Here is a 20,001-nt window from a genome sequence, read left to right as displayed (position 1 = left end):
TTAATAATTATTCAGCATGTTTAGGTAATTTAGCGGCTTCATAGACATCTTGAACATCATCATTTTCATTCAATTCATCTAATAGTCCAGTATACTGTTGGACCTTATCACTAGGTACTTCAGTTACCGTCTTTGGAATCATTTTGATTTCAGAAGTATCTAATTTATAACCCTTCTTCTGTAAAGAGTTACGAACTTTAGCTAATTCCTTTGGATCTGTAAAGATAACAAATCGATCATCAAATGTTTTAAGATCATCGCCACCTGCTTCTAAAACATCTTCTAACATTCCATCTTCATCTTTGTCCAATCCCTTTCTCAAGATAACGATGTATCCCTTTCGATCAAACAAATATGAAACAGATCCAGTAGTACCTAATGAACCACCATGATGACTAAAAGCTGCACGAATAGCGGAGGCAGTACGATTCTTATTATCAGTTAAAGCAAGAACCATTAATGCCGTTCCGCCTGGTCCATAACCTTCGTAAGTAATTTGTTCAAATTTAGCACCGCCAATTCCAGATGCCTTATCAATTGCTCGCTTAACATTTTCTTTTGGCATGTTAGCAGCACGGGCTTTATCCATTTCTAATCGAAGTTGTGGATTAGATTCTGGTTCTGGACCGCCTGCTTTAGCAACTGTGTATAAGTTTCTTGAAATTTTTTGGAAAATTTTACCACGTTTTTTATCTTGGGCGTTCTTACGTCCTTGTATATTATGCCATTTTGAATGTCCTGACATTGTACATACTCCTTCCGAATTCTTTAAAATGTATATACATTTTAAACTCAATCATCAATCATTTAGATTCAATTTTGAGATAAACAGAATTTATTATATCAATATTTGTTCTTATTATCAAGATAAGGTTTATTTAAAAATATGCCTAATAATAGTCAACATTAATCCAATACAAAATTCTATGAATGACATTAAGCAAACATAACTTAATGTTGAACTTATCACTGGCTGCAATAACTCTGCAAATACGCCTAGATTAATCTGTGTTATACCTCCACGAATCATCAATAGACCAATTCCACTAATAATAAGTAAAACTAGTCCAGCTCTAAGGAAACTTAAGCTAAAAGTTCGCCAAAAAGTATGTTTAAATAATGAAATAATCAATAATAATACAAATAAAATTGTGCTCACAATTATAATGATATCATTCACATTATGATAATACGAAATTTGTTTTAATTGGCTTAGATTTCCAGACTGAATATTTTGAGTAATTTTTTGAGTAACCGTCGGAACCAAATCTTCATTAATTGTCGATGAAAGGCCATCACCAGCTAAATTACTATGCTTTGTTAAATTATTCACAGAATTTTGAATCATTTGATTCGGGATCGCCATCTCTTTATTTTGATAAGCTTGATCCACTTCATAATTAACAATTGGCGTAATTAAATCATGTTTAAAACTTTGATTACTGATTCCATAGGTTGCCAGTTGATTGTTTTCGACATTTCCTATTCGATTACTAATCGTTTTAACCATTAAATTTTTGGTATTTGATTGACTACTAAAAACATTAATTTGAAAAGAAATTGATAAAGTTAGAATTGCCAATAAAATAAAGGATAAAAAGTTAATCAAGTAATGATGATTGGCATTTTTATGATTATAAATTGCAGTTCTGCTTCTAGATTCCATTCCAATCCCCCTATTTGGTTGAATCACGTTTAACTAAACGGTAATGTAATAAAATATTCTTATCATCAATTTTCTTATTATCCATGATTTTAGTTAGTAATCGCATTGCAACTGCCCCAATATCATATAATGGTTGCGTAATTGAAGATAACTGTGGTCTAACCATTCTAGTTAATTTTGTATCATTACTAGTAATAATTTCAAAATCTTGGGGAATTTTTACGTTGTGAGCTTTCATCCCGTTTAACACGCCCACAGCTAATTCATCATCACTAATAATTGCAGCTGTTATATGATTATCAATCAATGATTGAGCTAATTTTTCACCAACTTTATATAAATCATCAGAATGTTTAATTCCATAAACCAATTGTTGATCATATGTAATGTGATTTTTAGATAACGCATATCGATATCCCTTTAAACGATATTTAGAATTAATATCTTGATTTAAAGGTCCCGAAATAAATGCAATTTTTTGATTACCATTTTGAACTAAATCATTAACTGCTTCGCTAACCGCTTTTATATAATCAATATTAATACTTGGTTCCGTTTCCTTTATATCCACTGAACCGGCTAATACAATTGGAACGGATGTACTTTGAAATTGTTTTCTTAATTTATCAGTAATATTATTTCCCATAAAAATAATTCCATCAACTTGTTTAGCTAACAATGTATTTAAAACATGAATTTCTTTTCCTTCTTTTCCATCAGAATTAGCTAAAATAATATTATATTTATACATTGCAGCTATATCATCAATTCCCCTTGCAAGAGATGCAAAATACATATCAGTAACATCAGGGATAATTACACCAACGGTGGTTGTCTTCTTACTGGCTAGTCCGCGAGCAACTGCATTGGGATGATATTTTAATTGATTAATAACATCTAATACTTTATTTCGTGTATTAGGCTTTACATTTGAATTACCATTTACAACTCTAGAAACAGTTGCCATTGATACATTCGCTTTATGAGCAACATCATAAATTGTTACTGTCTGCTTTTCCATAATATACATTCCCTTGTAATATAACTTAATTAATAACTTAAATTTGTAGCGCTTACACAACTACCAATATAACAAAAACAGGGGGGTTTAGCAATTAATTATCCAAAATAAAAGCAGGTGCTCAATTGCACCTGTTTTTTTTAGTTTAATTAAATTAATGTTATTTCTTTTTTGAACTTCCATCAGGATAAAAAATAACGGTTGGTTGTTTAACAGACATATCACCATTAATAACAATGTCATCCTGATTAGGATCGTTTAAGGCTGTTCGAAGGTGATCAGTGGCAGTATGGAATTGAGTAGTATTCTCATCATCTTTTTGCTTATTCTTAGATGACTTGAAATAAACATTATTAACTTTATCTTGAACTTGATTAGTTGTTTGTTTAACTTGTTTAGCTGCTTTATCGGCAGCATCCTTAGCTTTACTACGAGCCTGTCTTGTTTTATCATCCAAATTGCTTTTAGCATGATTAACTGTATCATCAACGTACAATGTATAATTGATAGCACGTTTCTTCAATTTATTAGCGAATGAAGATGTTTTATTAATTAATTGTTTGCGTTTCTTTGGATCCAATTGTTTAAAGGCAGCAAAAGCAGCACCACCAAAAAGCATTCCGCCAATTAAAAACTTAGATTTCTTATTCATAAGATCACCCCATTAAATTATTTGCGTTTTTTCTTATTATGCATTTTATAAAACATTGTTCCCATTTTACTAATTAAAGCAAACTTAGCACCCCTATTGGTATTATCCTTTACTCTAGTAGTCATATGTCTAACAGAATTATTTAAATCAGTAACACTCTGACCTAAATCCGCAGCGGCATTAAAAACAGGGTCAATGGTGTTGATTTTTTCATTAACATCTTTTAATAAATCATTTGATGTTGCTAAAATATCACTTGATTGTTTAGAAACAACATCAACATCATCAGTTAATGATTTAATGCTACGATTTACTTCATTTAATGTATTCATAAGGCGTGTTAGGAATATTCCGATAAAGAATACTAATAGTAAAAAAGCAATCGCAGCGATTAATGCGGCAATTTCACCACCAGTCATTTGATAACCCTCCTTTGTTTGGTATAAACTATTCAGTTTTAGAATAGCATTATCCTTAAAAATTGACAATCAACAGGGCCTAAACTATGTTAAAATGTTTAATATAATTTTCAACAAAAGGAGGATTTAAAATGAATTTTCTAACTGCTTCGCACCCCATTAATCAAATTACTAAGAGCAGTTCGTTTATTACTAAATTTCTTAACAATTTTCATTGGGATCAAATTTTAGCTAATCTTGCTTCAAAAATTATTACATTAATTTTAGTTAGCTTTTTATTCTATATCATCGGAAGAATCGGCAACTTCTTTATTAGTAGATCCTATGGTAATTATTTAAAAAAACATCCAGAAACTGAAAAACGTTCTAACACCTTATCATCATTAACCCACAATATTTTTCAATATGGATTAGGCTTTTTCTGGATTTATTCTTTATTATCAATCATTGGCATTCCAATTGGGACATTAATTGCTGGTGCTGGAATATTCAGTATTGCAATTGGCCTTGGTGCTCAAACCTTTGTCTCAGATATTGTCAGCGGATTCTTTATCCTATTTGAACGTCAAATTGATGTTGGCGAATTCGTAACAATTGATAATGTAACCGGAACTGTCACTGGCGTTGGACTTAGAACGACTAAAGTTACCAGCCCAGATGGAACCCTTAATTTTGTTCCTAATCATTACATTACAACGATTGCTAACATGTCCAGAAACCAAATGAAAGCGATTATTAAAATTAGAATTGACCCTAAGACCCAAATTGATAAGGCAATTGCAACCATTAAAGAAGTTGATGAAGAAAAAATGCATAATTATCCGGAAATTATTGGTGAACCGGATATTTGGCGGAGTGTCAACTTACCAGATGCATACGCGGCCATTCAAATCAATATTCCTACTAAAAATGGAGCACAATGGATGATTCAGCATGAATTCTTAGCTTTTTACTTAGAAGCCATGCGAAAAAATGATGTTAATTTACCATCCATTTATTATAAATTCAACAACTAAAAAGCATTTTCAATCATGATTTTATGATTGAAAATGCTTTTTTATTTATCCCAAAATTCATCAAACTTTTCCAATAATTTTCTTAAAGCACGTCCACGATGACTAATCGAATTTTTTTCTGACATTGTCATTTCAGCTAATGATTTCTTTTTTGATGAAACATAAAACAGTGGATCATATCCGAATCCATTACGGCCCCGTTTAGATTTTAATATTTCACCATTTAATTCACCATGAACAACTAATTTATCAAAATTAGGTTTCATCATTACAATCCAAGTTACAAATTTTGCATCACGGTTTTTAAAATTGCTTAATTGACTTAACAATTTTCGATTATTTGCTTGATCGTCATGATCGCCTGCATAACGTGCAGAATAAATACCAGGTTCATTATTCAATGATTTTACTTCTAATCCTGAATCATCCGCAATCACTGGTAATTTAGTATGCCTTACCATTGCTTCAGCTTTTAAAGTTGCATTTTCTTCAAATGTTTTGCCAGTTTCTTTAACAGTTGGAATACCTAAAAAATCATCAGTTGATTTCACATTAAAACCCTTTTCAGCAAACATTTTTCGATATTCTTTAATTTTATTTTGATTGCGGCTCGCAATTACGATCTCATTCATTTGGTTAATGCCTCCAATTCCTTTACATTGACATGTTGAGCATGAATTGGCATTTTCAACCAATCGCTTGCAATTCGATCAAAATTATTAACATCACCAGTTGTATAAAAAACACGATGCGGTTGATTGTTGGGATCCACAGCTAAATTGTAATCAGATAAAACGTCAACAATTACATCCGTAATTGCAATCCCTGGGTCAACTAATTTAATATGTTTGCCAACTGCTTTTTGAATTAAATTTTGCATGATTGGAAAATGGGTACATCCCATAATCAAAGTGTCAATATGAGTTTTATGGATTGGTTTTAAATCTTTTGAAACCTTTTTCTGGTCATCATTAGAAGAATAATGACCATGTTCCACCATTTGAACAAATTCCGGACATCCTAAACTATATAGATTAATATTAGGATCATCCTTTTTAATTGCCCTTAAATATGCACCGTTTTTAACCGTTCCATTAGTAGCGATAACACCCACTTGATTGTTTTTAGTTGTTCGAATCGCCATTTCACTGCCAGGTTCAATGACACCAATAACAGGAATATTCAATTCCCGTTTAAGCATCGGTAAAGCTTGTGCCGTAGCTGTATTACATGCAATGACTAAAATTTTAATTCCTTTTTTAATTTGAAATTTAGCAATTTGTTTAGCAAAAGTCTGAACTTGTTTAGCTGTTTTCTCACCATACGGAAGCCTAGCTTCATCTCCTAAAAAAACCATATTTTCATGTGGCAATTTTTTCATAGCTTCTTTAACGACTGTAAGGCCGCCAAGTCCAGAGTCCATAAATCCAATTGGATGTGAATTCAAGTTTATATCCTTCTTTCAGTGAACAATCAAAAGTCACCATTCATTTTATTTTTTACTAGTAAAAAAGATTATAAATTATCCTGATTAATGTTATTCTATAATATGTAAGTTTAATACATAATCATAAGCAAAGAAAGAAAAGGTGTCAAGTTATGGATAAAGAAAACGTTTATAAACATTTTACCAAAAGCAAAGAAATTGCAAAATTCTGGCCACAAGAATTTTTAAGGGATGATCTACTAACAGAATTATTAGGTGACGATATCCACGACATTCTTTATTGGTCCGGAAAAAGATTAGCCAGAAAACACCCAACAAATAATGTTGATAGTTTAATATCTTTTTTTAATCAAACTAATTTAGGTACTCTAAAATTAAAACATCAAGGCAAGGATCGATTTGAATGGACATTATCTGGAAGCATTGTTGAAGAACGAATTAAAATTCAAAAAGATCCAGATTTCATGTTTGAAACTGGTTTTTTAGCACAATCAATTGAACAACAATTAGGGGTAGTGGCAGAAGGTGCAATGAATCCTAAAAAAATAAAGAAAAACGTCGTACCAATTTTAGTCCAAATTGATCCTAAAAATAAAGTTTCTAAATAAGGCTAGTAACGATCCCACCAATAATAATTAGAATTAATCCTAAAATGGTAAAAATAATGGCTTTTATTTTTTTAATCTCTTTAAAGATAACAATGCCACCTAAAGTAGATATGACAACATCCATTTGAGTAATAATGAATCCGTTGGCAACACCATTTACGTGGACTGAAACTAAATAATAAAATGCTGCAATTCCAAATACAAATCCTAAAATTAAATTATCTAGGATCTGGCAATCAAATAAAACTTTCTTTGCATGATAAGTACGACTTACCTTTGCAATGATAATGGCAGTGATTACCATTCCAAATGCTTGCGGTAAAATTGCATCGGTGCCACCAACATTAGCTAATTTTGGGAATGTTGAATATCCAATGTACCCAAAGGTGCCAATAAACAATATCCAAAATCCATGTTTAAATTTTAATTGTTTCTTTTGGGTTTGCTGTGGATTAACTCTTGCAATTATTATGCCACCAATTATAATTAAACTTAATGATAAAAAGCCAAATAATTTATTAAACAACGTTGGCCACTCATTAAATAATAAGATTCCAGTCAGTGGATTCCCAATTAATTGGAGTGCAGTTGCAATTGGCGTTCCACTTGCGATCCCAATTTCTTTAAATCCAACGTACTGTGTAAATTGTCCGAATGTCCAACTGGCACCTGATAGCATACACATAAAAAAGGCATTTAAATGAAATTGTGGTTGATTGAAGAAATAAATTATGATCGAAACAATCAACGTTCCATAAACGGTGCCTAAAAGTTGAAAAATAGTATTTCCTTTAATTTTAAATAACAATAAAGGCTGGATTCCCCATAAAAAAGCTGGGATTAAGCTAATTAATAAACTCATAGAATATCAAAACTCCCATTATTGTTATTTTAACAAGTAAATTTTAATTTTAAATTAAATCTCAACTAAAAAAGGACTTATAATCTTTACAGATTATAAGTCCTTTTTAATTCTTTAATCATAAATTAACCAACGTATTGGTTTAAAATTTTCTTTAATTGATCTTTTGTATGGTAACCAACGATGCTATCAGCAACTTTGCCATCTTTTTTAACTAACAAAGTTGGAATACTCATGATTCCAAATTTTTGTGGTGTTTGCGGGTTAGCATCAACATCCATTTTGTTAAATGTAACCTTATCACTCATTTCATCAGATAATTGTTCAACAATTGGTGATTGCATTCGGCAAGGACCACACCATGATGCCCAAAAATCAGTTAATGTAACACCCTTAGAAGTGTCATTTTCAAAAGTTTTATCAGTAGTTTCTGAAACCATAATAATACCTCCTCATTTCTATTTCTTACTTAAAGTAAGGATAACCAAAAATATAAACAGATTCAACTATTTTGATTTAATTATTTAAATTTTACGATTGTCGAACCATCGCCACCAGCATTAGCGGGGGCATACCCAAAGCTTTTAACACGCGAATTTTGTTTTAAATACTGATTAACACCAGTTCTTAAAGCGCCGGTTCCCTTTCCATGAATAATCGTAACCATTGGATAGCCAGCCAATAATGCTTCATCAATGAAACGATCAACACGATGCATTGCTTCTTCGTAACGTTCGCCCCTCAAATCCAATTTAGTGGATAATCCAGATGATGATGTTCTTCTTACACCAGTGTATGTTGATTTTTCTTTTGGTGGATTAATTTTCTTCAAATTAGAACTAGACACCCTCATCTTTAAAATGCCAATTTGAACTTCCCAAGTATTACGACTCAAATGACTTATTAAAACGCCGCGTTGTCCATAGGTAGTGACCATTACATCATCACCCACTTTAAGTTCATTTTGACGCTTTTTCTGGGCTTTAGCACGATTTAAAACATGATTATGCTTCAAACTAACATCTTGTTTAAGTGAATTCACATCACCTTTAGCATCAATCAATTCATTTTCTTTAACGGGGCTACTTGCTAATTGTTTTTCTTTAACGTGCAAGCGATGAATAATTTGATCAACTTTACGTTTAGTATCTTTGACAATGTCATTAGCTTTTTCTTTTGCCTCAACATTTAGACGATCACGTTGATTTTCATACTGACCGTATTTATTTTTCAATTGGTGATACAAATTAGTCGCATCGTTTAAATTTTGTCGCAGTTTATCAGCTCTTCGTCTAACTAGCCTCGTCTGTTCAGCTAACTGTTTAATCATATTATTAATATCCTGGCTACTATCACTAGTCAATCCCTGGGCTTCTTTAATAATCATTTGATCTAAGCCTAATCTTTCGGCAATGTTTAAACCATTACTTTGTCCAGGAACCCCTAACAATAAATGATAAGTTGGTTGTAGTGTTTTGGTATTAAATTCCATTGAAGCATTTTCAGTCTTGGGACGATTATATCCATAAACTTTCAATTCAGGGTAATGGGTAGTTGCGACTACTTCACTATCAACTTGTGAAATATAATCCAAAATCGAAATTGCCAAATAAGCTCCTTCTTTTGGATCAGTTCCAGCGCCAACTTCATCAAGTAAAACTAAACTTTGATTAGTAATATGATGCAAAATTTTAACAATATTATCCATGTGAGATGAAAAAGTACTTAAATTTTGTTCAATTGATTGGTCATCACCAATATCGGCAAAGACTTGATCAAAAACACCAATTTGACTATTTTCATTTGCAGTAATGAATAAACCTGATTGCCCCATTAATTGGAGTAATCCTAACATTTTAATTGTAATGGTTTTCCCACCAGTGTTGGGTCCAGTAATAATGATAGTTTTATACTTATCACCTAAAATAACATCATTTGCAACCACTTTTTTGGCATCAATCAGTGGATGCCTAGCCTTTCTGAGGTTAACATGATTTTGCTTAGAAATAACTGGTTTAGTGGATTTCATTAATCGCGCATACTTTGCCTTAGCATTAATTAAATCTAAATGTCCTAAAACACGGTAGTTATTAATAATTTCATTTTGATAAGGCCTGATTAAATCAGATAATTCAGCTAGAACCTTTCGTTCTTCCTGCTTTTCAGCTAACTGGTCTCTACGTAATTCATTATTAAATTTAATAACTGAAGATGGTTCAACATATAGAGTTTGACCAGATGAACTTTGATCATGAATAATTCCACCAAATTTTTGCTTATATTCAGCTTTAATTGGAATGACATAACGATCATCCCTAATTGTAATAATTGGTTCACTAAGATATTTAACGTTTTTACCATTAGTAAAATGATTCATCCTCGTTCGAATCATATTCTGCATCCTGGCAACTATTTTTCTAATATGATGTAATTCAGATGATGCAGAATCGAGTAAGTAGCCATCATCAGAAATTGATGTTCTTAATTGATTAGCAACTGATGGAATTCCTTTAAATGATTGCACTAATTCATATAGACGATTAAAAGTAACTTTTTCGTTTCTTAATTTATCAAAGAAACTAGCAATTTGATTAACTGAATTCAAAATTTTGCTAATTTGAGATAGTTCGTTTCCATTTAATGAAGCTTGAATTTTAATTCGCTTCATATATGGAATAATATCATTAATTACCGGAACCGGAATCTCTGAATTCAATCGTAACAAATGGTATCCATCATCAGTTTCATCTAACCATTGTTGAATAATTTTAGGATCATCAATTGGTTTTAAATCATTTAATTCTTTTTTTCCAGATTCGGTAACTAAAAATGAATTAACCTGTTGTTTTATTTTTGGATATTCAAGAGTTTTTAAAACGTTTTGGTTCAAATTTCACATTCCTCCCTATAGATTATTAAAGACATGATGTGAGATCATTGGCGTTTGATTAACTATCAATTCAGCAATACTAGAATTATAATATTGATTTTGAAATGTGGTAATATTCGTTTGCAATCCAATTGTTAAAACTAAAAAAATAATAAAGTAGCAAATTAAAAAGCTAATTATCCCACCACCAATTTGATTAAGTTTGTGAATGACTGGAAAGTGCGATAAGACGTTAAAGAACATTCCCATTTTAATAATAAAGTAATGAATTATTAAAAAAATCAAGAAAAAAATCAATCCATGAATAAATAGTTTAGAACTAGTTCCCCTTAAAAACCAATCATCAATTAACCAATCAATTGGATTAATCAAAATCAGAGATATTATCCAGGCAAAAACATAACTAATTAAATGAAATAATTCTAAAATAAATCCACTTTGATATCCAGTAAAAAAACTAAAAATTAAAATTAAAATAATAAAAAGCGATAGAATCATTTGTGTATTCACCTCATTTTAATACTGATTAGAACGATCAAGTTTTGCTTGTAATTTTAATTGATCTGAAATGGCATTGAATGCTAACAAAACAGATATGGTTTGATCATCTAATTTAGGTGAAATTTGTTTAATTTGTTTAATTTGTTGGTTAAGCAATTCAGTAACCGTTTTAATATGTTCACTTGAGCTATTGCCAACCAAATTATAATCATGACCATCGATTGTTACCTTAAAACGTTGCTTTGGCATTTAAAAAACCTCCAATCAAAAAATATTTTATCACGAAAGAATTAAAAACGATAACGATAAGAAAACCCCTATTCAATGTGAATAGAGGTTCATTACCATTTAATTTAAAATTACTATTTAGGCGCGTGATTAGAAAATGTATTTAAAACAGATTCAACCATATCCCATTCTTTATCATCATGGATCTCGAGTAATTTACCATTCTGTGGATTAGTAGGATCGGATCCGTCTTCCATTGCATATGCCTGAACATGCAATTCATCAGTTCCAACTTGATCACTTGGTGCTACTAAAATATATGAACGGTGGTAGTCTTCAGATTTAAAAGTTAATATTATATCAAATAATCGCTCGTTACCATTCTTATCAATCATTGTAATCTTATCAGATTGTGCATCTGAATTCATTCTCATAATTAAAACCTCACTTTTGTTTTGTTAACTTACCTTTACGATCTAAATAGGTTTGCAAAATAAATTCTGCGGCTACTTTATCAATTACTTTTTTTCTATGGTAACGGGATGTATCAGCTTTTTCAATTAACATTCGATCCGCTTCTACCGTTGTTAAACGTTCATCTTGGTAATCAACAGGTAAATGAAAATGCTGAATTAATAAGTCACCATAATGCTTCGATGCGTCCACACGCGGACCACAAGTATTATTCATATTTTTAGGAAAACCAACTACAAAACCAGTTGGTTTATATTTATTCACTAATCGTTTCATTTCATCCAAACCGAATTGCTTTTGATCTTCATCAATTTGAACAATTTCAACTCCCTGTGAAGTCCACCCTAACAAATCACTGACGGCAACTCCAACAGTTTTGGAACCGACATCCAATCCCATTAATCTCATTTATGATCTTCTTTCTTTTTATCATCTTGATTATGATCTAGATAAAATCGAACAAGTTCTTCAATAATCTCATCACGTTCATGGCGGCGAATTAAATTTCTGGCGTCATTAAACCGTGGAATATAGGCTGGATCTCCAGATATAAGATAGCCCACAATTTGATTATAAGGATTATATCCTTTTTTCTCTAAGGCATGATAGACAATTAATAAAGTATCATGAACATCTTTTGGAGGTTTACTATTAAAATTAAAAAACATTGTTTGATCTAAATTACTCATAAAAACGCCTCCATCTCAAATAAAGTAGCATTACATTAAACTAACTTTAAAACAATCAACGATAAATTTCAACTATTATTTTTTTGAGATGTAATCTTTAACAGCTTTCATGGCCTTATCTAAACCAGCCGGTTTTTTACCGCCAGCTTGAGCCAAATTAGGACGGCCACCGCCACCACCATTGATTTCCTTAGCAGCAGTTTTAATAATATCACCGGCCTTTAATCCAGATTTAACCTGGTCATCACTTACTGCAGCAATTAAATTAGCTTTACCATCGGAGGAAGTCCCTAATACTAAAACATCAGATAATTTCTTACTACGCCAGGTATCAGCTAATTGTCTTAATTGAGTCATCTTAGAATTTTTGATGATTCCAGTAATTAATTTAACGCCATTAATATTACTAGTGTTTTTAAATACATCGGATGCCTGACGCTCAGCAACCTTAGATTCAAGTGAAGCCTGTTTTTGTTCTAAAGTTTTTACCTGGTTCTGCAATTGATCAACACGGCTCAAAACATTTTCAACCTTAGAAACTTTCAATTGACTGGCAGTTTGTTTTAAAATTTGCTCTTCCCGATTTAAATAGTCAAATGCATCGGATGAAGTAACGGCTTCAATTCTTCTAACACCGGCACCAACACCTGATTCAGAAATAATCTTGAACATTCCTAGGGCATCGGTATTTTTAACATGGGTTCCACCACAAAATTCAATTGAAAAGTCACCAATTTGAACGACCCTCACTTTTTTACCATACTTATTTGAAAAGATGGCAACGGCGCCCATTTCTTTTCCGGATTTTGGATCAGTAATGACGGTTTTAACAGGAATTTCTTTAAAAATTTGTTGATTGACCATTGATTCAACCTTGGCTAGATCATGATCTGTAACTTGACCAAAATGATTAAAATCAAAACGAAGGTAATGTGGTGCGACTAATGATCCAGCTTGTTGAGTATGGCTACCTAATACATTTCTCAAGGATTGATCTAACAAATGGGTTGCAGTATGATTCATTTCAATTTTACTGTGCCTAATTTGGTCAACAACCAAAGTATATTTAGTTCCTTTTTTCATTGGTTTCAACACTTTAACCGAATGTAAATTCTGTTTATTTGGAGCATGTTGGACGTCACCTACTTTAGCAACAACTTGATCTCCTTGTTTAATTACTCCAGTATCAGCGACTTGTCCGCCCATTTCAGCGTAAAATGGGGTTTCCTTAAAAATTAACTCTGCTTTTTTACCAGCATCTACATGATCAACAAATTTATCGTTAACAATAATCGTTTCCAGTTCAGTATCATTAACTGTTAACTGATGATATCCAACATATTTACTTGGTACTTTTAAATCAACCAATAAATCACGTTGAATACCCATTGCCATGTCATTACCACGAGCTTTTCTGGCACGGTCTCTTTGTTTTTGCATCTCATTATTAAAGCCATGTTCATCAACTGATAAATTCTCATCGTGCACATACTCACTAGTTAATTCAAATGGAAAACCATAAGTATCATATAATTTAAAGGCATCTTTACCGCTCATTTCAGTTTTATTAGAAGCCTTCAGTTGTTTAATTAAGTGATTAAATAACTTTAACCCGTCATTCAATGTTTCATTAAACCGCTTTTCTTCTGAGTGAATGACTTTAGAAATGTAATCGCTTTGTTCTAAAACATCGGGATAATATGATTCCATAATGTGGCCTACAACTGGGACAAGTTTATATAAAAATGCATCATCAATTCCTAATTCGTGACCAGCAACGGTAGCACGACGAATTAGCCTCCTGATAACATATCCCCTACCAACGTTAGAAGGTAAGGCGCCATCCCCAATTGCAAATGTAATTGCTCTCGCATGATCAGCAATGATCTTAAAGGCAACGTCTTTCTTAGTATCCTTTTCATCATACTTTTGATGATCACTTAATTCTTCCGTTTTATGAATAATTGGTAAGAAAAGATCGGTTTCAAAATTAGTCGGTGCATTTTGGAAAATAGAAACGACCCTTTCAAGTCCCATCCCAGTATCAATATTCTTTCTTGGCAATGGTTCATAGGTACCATCTGGTTTATGATTAAACTGTGAAAAGACAATGTTCCAAACTTCTAAATATCGGCCATTTTCACCACCAGGATAATTTTCAGGATCGTCATCAGCTAATTTGGTAAATTTTTTACCACGATCATAAAAAATTTCTGAATCGGGTCCAGATGGTCCTTGACCAACATCCCAGAAATTATCTTCAATTTTAACGATATGATCTGGAGCGACCCCAGCTTTTTCCCAATAGTGGATAGCATCCTTATCTTTGGGGTAAACCGTCATGTATAAATTATTTTTATCCCAGCCAAACCATTTGGGCGAAGTTAATAATTCAAATGCCCAGCTAATTGCTTCCTTTTTAAAATAATCACCAACAGAAAAATTACCTAGCATTTCAAAAAGCGTTTGATGCCTAGCAGTTTTACCAACATTTTCAATATCGTTCGTTCGAATACTCTTCTGTGAACTTGTTAAACGGCGATTACTTGGAACGACACTACCATCAAAATATTTTTTCATCGTTGCAACACCAGAATTAATCCACAATAATGATGGATCATGTTGTGGAATTAACGATGCACTGGGTTCGATTGTATGTCCATGTTGCTTAAAGAAATTTAAGAACATGCTTCTAACTTGACCGCTACTTAAATTCTTCATTCTATAACCTCCAAAATAAAAAACATCGTTGCTAGTAAAGACGTCCATAACGCGGTGCCACTTTACTTGCAACGATGTTTGATCGTATACCTCTTAATCCCAATAACGCTGGGATGCGTAAATTCAACTATAAGATAGCATTTCAATTGACTAATCGTTTTTTTCACCAAACAAAACGTCTCTAAAATTAATATCAATTAAAATATATTCCTATGAATTTAACTCGTTTTCTTTTAATCACATTATTATAATAACATATTTAATTCGTAATATTAATAATTATTATTTTCCCTGCGAATTTTTCTCTGATGTCTAATTGCATTTCGGTTATAAATTTTACGTTTCATTTCATCATCTTTATGAAGTTCAATCTTAATCTTGTGCTTATAACCTGGTTTCACATGACGCTTCTTTTTCTTAATCATGCCAATCATAGTTGGATCTAATTTTCCATGACCCTTTCTGTGTTGTTGTCTTCTATGACGGCTATGGGTATCTACAATTTCACCATTCCTTAATTCCTTCGGTTTAAATGAAATTCCCATTTTTTCTAATTCATCGACTTCCTTATTCTCATCAGGTGTATAAAGGGTCATTGCGGTTCCATGAAGGCCATTTCGACCAGTTCTACCAACACGGTGAACAAAGTATTCTAAATCTTCTGGAATATCATCATTAATAACCTGTGATACACCATCAATATCGATTCCACGAGCAGCTAAATCAGTAGCAACGACATACTGAAATTTAAGATGCTTGATTTCTTTCATGATCCGTTTTCGTTCACGTGGTTTCATACCACCTTCAATCGATGCAACTTTTAGCCCCTGTTCTTTTAAATAGTTAGTTAATTCGATAACACGTTTTCTAGTGTTAGCAAAAATTAAAACCAGGTATGGTTCACCAATTGTAATTAAATTATAAATTAAACTATTCTTATCTTTACCCTTAGTGGAGATTAACCAGTTATCAATATTAGAGTTAATGACACGTTGTTCTCCCACTTTTTCATATTCAGGATGATCCATATATTTTCTTAAAAATGGTTGTAATTTTTGGGGAATAGTGGCTGAAAATACCATCATTTGAATTTCGTCCCCAAAATGAGCAGCAATTTTATCAACTTGTGGTAAGAATCCTAAATCCATTGTCATATCTGCTTCATCAATTACTAGTTGTGTTGCAGTATGAAGATCCAACTTTTGGGTTTGAATTAAATCAACTAATCTTCCGGGTGTTCCAATCACAATTTGCGGCTGTTGATTTTCTAATTTCTTCAATTGACGATTTTTATCGGTTCCACCAACATAATTAACAACTTTAATTGGCTTTGAGCTGTACTTTGCCAATTGTTTAGCACTGTGATAGGTTTGGTAGGCCAATTCTCGACTTGGTGAAGTAATCACAGCCTGAACTTCATGTTGATCCGGATTAACTTGATTAAAAATTGGTAATAGAAATGCATGGGTTTTACCACTACCGGTTGCTGATTGACCAATCACATCCTTGCCATGTTCAATCAATGGGATTAAACGGGTTTGAATGGGAGTTGGTGTTTTAAAATGAATTCCATTAAGTGCCTTCATTAAATAAGGCTTTAAATGAAATTGATTAAAATTATTCATTATACAATTTCCCCTTTATAATTATTTGCGATTTGATCTAATTGCTTGATGACCTGTTTAATTCCATCCTGATCTTTAACAGTTGCGCCACTAGCTAAAGCATGGCCGCCACCACCAAAATTTTTGGCAAGTTCATTAATTGATGGTCCTTTGGAACGTAAACGGATTCGATAAGTTTGATCCTTCTGTTGAACAAAAATTGCCCAGGCTTTAACTGATTTAATCAATCCAGGAAGCGGAACGACGGCAGAAGTTCCATCATCTCCCAGTTTAAATTGATTTAAAGTATCGTTATCTAAAACAATATAAGCTGCGCCACTGTCTAAAAAAGTAACATTCTGATAAACATATGCGGACAATCTTGCTAATGGTTTATCAATCTCACTTTCAATTTGATTAACGTCACTAGTGGAAAAATTAAGTTTTGCTAGCTGGGCGGCAACTTCAAATGTATGCGCAGAAGTCGATGGATATTTAAATCGGCCGGTATCACCAACGATACCGGCATATAATAAGCGACCTGCTTCATCATTAATTTTTAAGTCAGCCGACATATGGTACAGATCATAAATCATTTCTGAAGCACTAGAAGCTTCCGGAACAACCCATTTTAGATCACCATAAGGATCATCATTTGGATGATGATCAATTTTAATCAACATTTGACCATCCTTGTATCTTTGATCGTCAACTCGCGGTTGATTAGCAGTATCAACGGTAATAACTAGTGCGTTTTTATACTTATCATCATCAATTTGATCAGTTCTTCCCAGCCAATCAAATCCAGGATATTGCTTTCCAACACAATAAACTTCTTTATTTGGAAAAGATGTTTTAATAATACTAGCTAACCCCATTTGTGAACCATACGCATCCGGATCTGGTCTTTTATGACGATGGATAATAATTGGATTATATTTCTTAATTGCTTTAATAATTTGTTGTTGCACGTTCATTTTAATTCCTTCAATCATTTAATTCATTTTAATTTCGATTATTAAACTGACATGTTTTATTTTATTATAAAAAAGAACCTGAGACAAACCCAGGTTCTTTTATAAACATATTATTTATTATGTTGTTGATCTTTACTTTCTTTTCCATCAGACTTTGAATCATCATTTGTTTGATCATTCTTATGATTATCATTTGATGGCTTGACAGCACTTGTTGATTGTTGTTTAACATTTGCAATTGCATTGATATCAAAAACCAAGTAAATACCGTCACAATCTAGAGTAACTGTCTTTTCTTCTTTATCAATATTTTGGATAACACCATGTAATCGACCAATTGTAACTACATGATCACCCTTTTGTAACTTATTAACCATATCTCTGTGCTTTTGTTGTTGTTTCTTTTGTGGCCTAATCATTAAGAACCACATTACAGCGATAAAGATAATAATTAAAACAAAACTTCCAATGCCACTTTGCATTAATTTTCACCTCAAACATTCTATACATATAATTTTATCAAAATTATAACCAAACGTCTAGTTTTAAGGATAATTAACTGATTTTATTATAGGGAATTTTCAGATGATCATACCCAGCCTTAGTAACAACACGACCGCGAGCCGTCCTTTTAATAAAACCAATTTGTAAAAGATATGGTTCATACATTTCAGCAATTGTGTCAGTTTCTTCCCCAATGTTAGCAGCCAACGTATTTAATCCAACCGGTCCGCCACTATAAAATTTGATCATTGTATTTAAGATTTTCAAATCAACGCTATCCAATCCAGCATCATCAATTCCTAATAAATGAAGTGCTCGATCAACAATATCAGATTCAATTGCTTTTTGTCCTGAAACTTGGGCAAAATCACGGATTCGTTTCAAAAGACGGTTAGCAATTCGAGGCGTCCCTCTTGAACGTCTTGCAATTTCATGCGCACCGTTTGCCTTAATTTTAATTTTAAAAATTTTAGAAGAACGTTTAATAATCTGTTCTAAGTCATCAGTATCATAATATTTCATATGTTCAACAATGCCAAACCGTTCTCTTAATGGCGGTGCTAATAATCCAGCTCTCGTGGTTGCACCAATTAATGTAAACGGTGGTAATGGAAAATGAATTGGATGAGCAGTTGGACCCTGCCCAACTACAATATCGACATAAAAATCTTCCATTGCAGAATATAACATTTCTTCAACTGCTTTTGGAAGCCGGTGAATTTCATCAATGAACAAAATATCGCCGGGCTGTAATTCATTTAAAAGGGCAACTAAATCACCCGTTTTTTCGATTGCAGGTCCACTAGTTGTCTTGATACTAACGCCCATTTCATTACCAATTACCATTGCAAGCGTTGTTTTACCTAAACCTGGTGGTCCATAAAGCAACACATGATCAAGCGATTCTTGACGCTGTTTAGCGGCTTTAATATACACTGAAAGTTTATGTTTTAACTGTGCTTGCCCAATATATTGGCTCAATCGTTGGGGGCGCAAACTTTGTTCTGTTTTATCTTCATCATCTTTAGTCCCTGAAACTAAGCGCTTATCTTTTTTATCTGCCATTCAATTCAACCTTTCTATCGACTAAAAACGGTTCGGGTTTAAAAGATTAAGGCCTCGACTTAGATATTGATTAGTATTCAGACCTGGTACCTTTTCCAATTTAGTTTGAATTTGATTAATATTATGTTGATTATATCCTAACGATTTCAGTGCGGCAATCGCATCTGCTAAGGCTTGATTATCCTCATGAATTTCATTGGATTGATTAAAATCACTACCTAAATTTTGATTAGGCATTAAATCATTAATTTTACCCTGCAGATCTAATATGATTTGCTTGGCAGTCTTATTACCAACACCAGGAAATTTCTTTAAGTAACTAACATTTTCAGTCTTAATTGCATTTAAAAGATCATTATTTCGATTCCCAGTTAAAATTGCCAAAGCACTTTTTGGACCGATTCCTGAAACGTCAATTAATTTTTCAAAAATTGCCTTTTCACTTTCATTTTTAAATCCATAAAGTAACTGAAAAGAATCAGTAACTACTTGATGAACATAAATTTTAGTCAGTTTATCATCATTTTGATAATAATAAGGGTCGGCAACGTAGATTAAATAGCCAACCCCATTAACGTCTAAAACGACATAAGTTGATTTGATTTTAACGATGTAACCCTTTAAATATTCAAACACATTTGTCATCCCATTTCTTTT

Annotated in this window: 23 protein-coding genes; 2 read left to right on the top strand and 21 right to left on the bottom strand. The window is 32.4% G+C overall.

Annotated elements, in window-relative coordinates; all coding sequences use genetic code 11:
* Positions 1 to 7: 7 nt before the first annotated feature.
* From WR164_RS03410 to WR164_RS03390, 5 genes are all read right to left on the bottom strand, one after another.
* The gene (locus WR164_RS03410) at positions 8 to 745 is read right to left on the bottom strand and encodes a YebC/PmpR family DNA-binding transcriptional regulator (RefSeq protein WP_286136159.1); all 738 of its coding nucleotides are present in this window, start codon (positions 743 to 745) and stop codon (positions 8 to 10) included.
* Positions 746 to 874: 129 nt separating this feature from the next.
* Complete coding sequence (locus WR164_RS03405) at positions 875 to 1,666, bottom strand: hypothetical protein (protein ID WP_286136158.1); 792 nt, start codon at positions 1,664 to 1,666, stop codon at positions 875 to 877.
* A 10-nt stretch (positions 1,667 to 1,676) separates the two neighbouring features.
* Positions 1,677 to 2,687, bottom strand: a complete 1,011-nt coding sequence (gene ccpA / locus WR164_RS03400; RefSeq protein WP_286136157.1) for a catabolite control protein A — start codon at positions 2,685 to 2,687, stop codon at positions 1,677 to 1,679.
* Between the two features lie 160 nt (positions 2,688 to 2,847).
* Positions 2,848 to 3,339: a hypothetical protein gene (locus tag WR164_RS03395; protein ID WP_286136156.1), complete on the bottom strand. Its 492-nt coding sequence runs from the start codon at positions 3,337 to 3,339 to the stop codon at positions 2,848 to 2,850.
* Between the two features lie 17 nt (positions 3,340 to 3,356).
* The gene (locus WR164_RS03390; RefSeq protein WP_286136155.1) at positions 3,357 to 3,758 is read right to left on the bottom strand and encodes a DUF948 domain-containing protein; all 402 of its coding nucleotides are present in this window, start codon (positions 3,756 to 3,758) and stop codon (positions 3,357 to 3,359) included.
* 131 nt (positions 3,759 to 3,889) lie between these two features.
* On the opposite strand from WR164_RS03390, the gene WR164_RS03385 reads away from it, so the two are divergent.
* Positions 3,890 to 4,774, top strand: a complete 885-nt coding sequence (locus WR164_RS03385) for a mechanosensitive ion channel family protein (RefSeq protein WP_286136154.1) — start codon at positions 3,890 to 3,892, stop codon at positions 4,772 to 4,774.
* Between the two features lie 41 nt (positions 4,775 to 4,815).
* On the opposite strand, the gene WR164_RS03380 is transcribed toward WR164_RS03385, so the two are convergent.
* Both WR164_RS03380 and murI read right to left on the bottom strand, forming a co-directional pair.
* On the bottom strand, positions 4,816 to 5,415 hold the full coding sequence (locus WR164_RS03380; RefSeq protein WP_373876918.1) for an XTP/dITP diphosphatase: 600 nt from the start codon (positions 5,413 to 5,415) through the stop codon (positions 4,816 to 4,818).
* Positions 5,403 to 6,221, bottom strand: coding sequence for a glutamate racemase (gene murI / locus WR164_RS03375; RefSeq protein ID WP_286136152.1), 819 nt, complete (start codon positions 6,219 to 6,221; stop codon positions 5,403 to 5,405). The genes WR164_RS03380 and murI overlap by 13 nt, the downstream gene beginning before the upstream one ends.
* 152 nt (positions 6,222 to 6,373) lie before the next feature.
* On the opposite strand from murI, the gene WR164_RS03370 reads away from it, so the two are divergent.
* Entirely contained in the window at positions 6,374 to 6,829 is a 456-nt protein-coding gene (locus tag WR164_RS03370; protein ID WP_286136151.1) for a YslB family protein, read from the top strand.
* On the opposite strand, the gene WR164_RS03365 is transcribed toward WR164_RS03370, so the two are convergent.
* From WR164_RS03365 to ruvA, 14 genes are all read right to left on the bottom strand, one after another.
* Complete coding sequence (locus WR164_RS03365; protein WP_286136150.1) at positions 6,822 to 7,691, bottom strand: GRP family sugar transporter; 870 nt, start codon at positions 7,689 to 7,691, stop codon at positions 6,822 to 6,824. The genes WR164_RS03370 and WR164_RS03365 overlap by 8 nt on opposite strands.
* 125 nt (positions 7,692 to 7,816) lie before the next feature.
* Entirely contained in the window at positions 7,817 to 8,131 is a 315-nt protein-coding gene (gene trxA, locus WR164_RS03360) for a thioredoxin (RefSeq protein ID WP_286136149.1), read from the bottom strand.
* An 80-nt stretch (positions 8,132 to 8,211) separates the two neighbouring features.
* Positions 8,212 to 10,581, bottom strand: a complete 2,370-nt coding sequence (locus tag WR164_RS03355; protein ID WP_286136148.1) for an endonuclease MutS2 — start codon at positions 10,579 to 10,581, stop codon at positions 8,212 to 8,214.
* Positions 10,582 to 10,596: 15 nt separating this feature from the next.
* Positions 10,597 to 11,079, bottom strand: a complete 483-nt coding sequence (locus WR164_RS03350; RefSeq protein WP_286136147.1) for a CvpA family protein — start codon at positions 11,077 to 11,079, stop codon at positions 10,597 to 10,599.
* 18 nt (positions 11,080 to 11,097) lie between these two features.
* Positions 11,098 to 11,331, bottom strand: coding sequence for a cell division protein ZapA (locus tag WR164_RS03345; RefSeq protein WP_286136146.1), 234 nt, complete (start codon positions 11,329 to 11,331; stop codon positions 11,098 to 11,100).
* A gap of 113 nt (positions 11,332 to 11,444) precedes the next feature.
* Positions 11,445 to 11,744, bottom strand: a complete 300-nt coding sequence (locus WR164_RS03340; protein ID WP_309297710.1) for a DUF1292 domain-containing protein — start codon at positions 11,742 to 11,744, stop codon at positions 11,445 to 11,447.
* Positions 11,745 to 11,754: 10 nt separating this feature from the next.
* Positions 11,755 to 12,192 carry a Holliday junction resolvase RuvX gene (gene ruvX, locus WR164_RS03335; RefSeq protein WP_286136145.1) on the bottom strand — a complete coding sequence of 146 codons (438 nt, stop codon included), beginning with the start codon at positions 12,190 to 12,192 and terminating at the stop codon, positions 11,755 to 11,757.
* Complete coding sequence (locus tag WR164_RS03330; protein ID WP_286136144.1) at positions 12,189 to 12,473, bottom strand: IreB family regulatory phosphoprotein; 285 nt, start codon at positions 12,471 to 12,473, stop codon at positions 12,189 to 12,191. The genes ruvX and WR164_RS03330 overlap by 4 nt, the downstream gene beginning before the upstream one ends.
* 75 nt (positions 12,474 to 12,548) lie before the next feature.
* Positions 12,549 to 15,194 (bottom strand): alanine--tRNA ligase, encoded by a 2,646-nt coding sequence (gene alaS, locus WR164_RS03325; protein WP_286136143.1) that lies wholly within the window; start codon positions 15,192 to 15,194, stop codon positions 12,549 to 12,551.
* 272 nt (positions 15,195 to 15,466) lie between these two features.
* On the bottom strand, positions 15,467 to 16,819 hold the full coding sequence (locus tag WR164_RS03320) for a DEAD/DEAH box helicase (protein WP_286136142.1): 1,353 nt from the start codon (positions 16,817 to 16,819) through the stop codon (positions 15,467 to 15,469).
* Positions 16,819 to 17,775 carry a DHH family phosphoesterase gene (locus WR164_RS03315; protein WP_286136141.1) on the bottom strand — a complete coding sequence of 319 codons (957 nt, stop codon included), beginning with the start codon at positions 17,773 to 17,775 and terminating at the stop codon, positions 16,819 to 16,821. Before WR164_RS03315 ends, WR164_RS03320 begins: the two co-directional genes overlap by 1 nt.
* A 110-nt stretch (positions 17,776 to 17,885) precedes the next feature.
* Positions 17,886 to 18,257: a preprotein translocase subunit YajC gene (gene yajC, locus WR164_RS03310; RefSeq protein ID WP_286136140.1), complete on the bottom strand. Its 372-nt coding sequence runs from the start codon at positions 18,255 to 18,257 to the stop codon at positions 17,886 to 17,888.
* A gap of 73 nt (positions 18,258 to 18,330) precedes the next feature.
* Positions 18,331 to 19,344, bottom strand: a complete 1,014-nt coding sequence (gene ruvB / locus WR164_RS03305; protein WP_286136139.1) for a Holliday junction branch migration DNA helicase RuvB — start codon at positions 19,342 to 19,344, stop codon at positions 18,331 to 18,333.
* Between the two features lie 21 nt (positions 19,345 to 19,365).
* Entirely contained in the window at positions 19,366 to 19,980 is a 615-nt protein-coding gene (gene ruvA / locus WR164_RS03300; RefSeq protein WP_286136138.1) for a Holliday junction branch migration protein RuvA, read from the bottom strand.
* Positions 19,981 to 20,001: the final 21 nt, after the last annotated feature.

Origin of the sequence: Philodulcilactobacillus myokonensis, assembly GCF_027923585.1 — a bacterium.
GTDB classification, from domain to species: domain Bacteria; phylum Bacillota; class Bacilli; order Lactobacillales; family Lactobacillaceae; genus Philodulcilactobacillus; species Philodulcilactobacillus myokonensis.
Note: the sequence above shows the minus strand (reverse complement) of the source record. Positions and strands in the feature narration are given on the sequence as shown.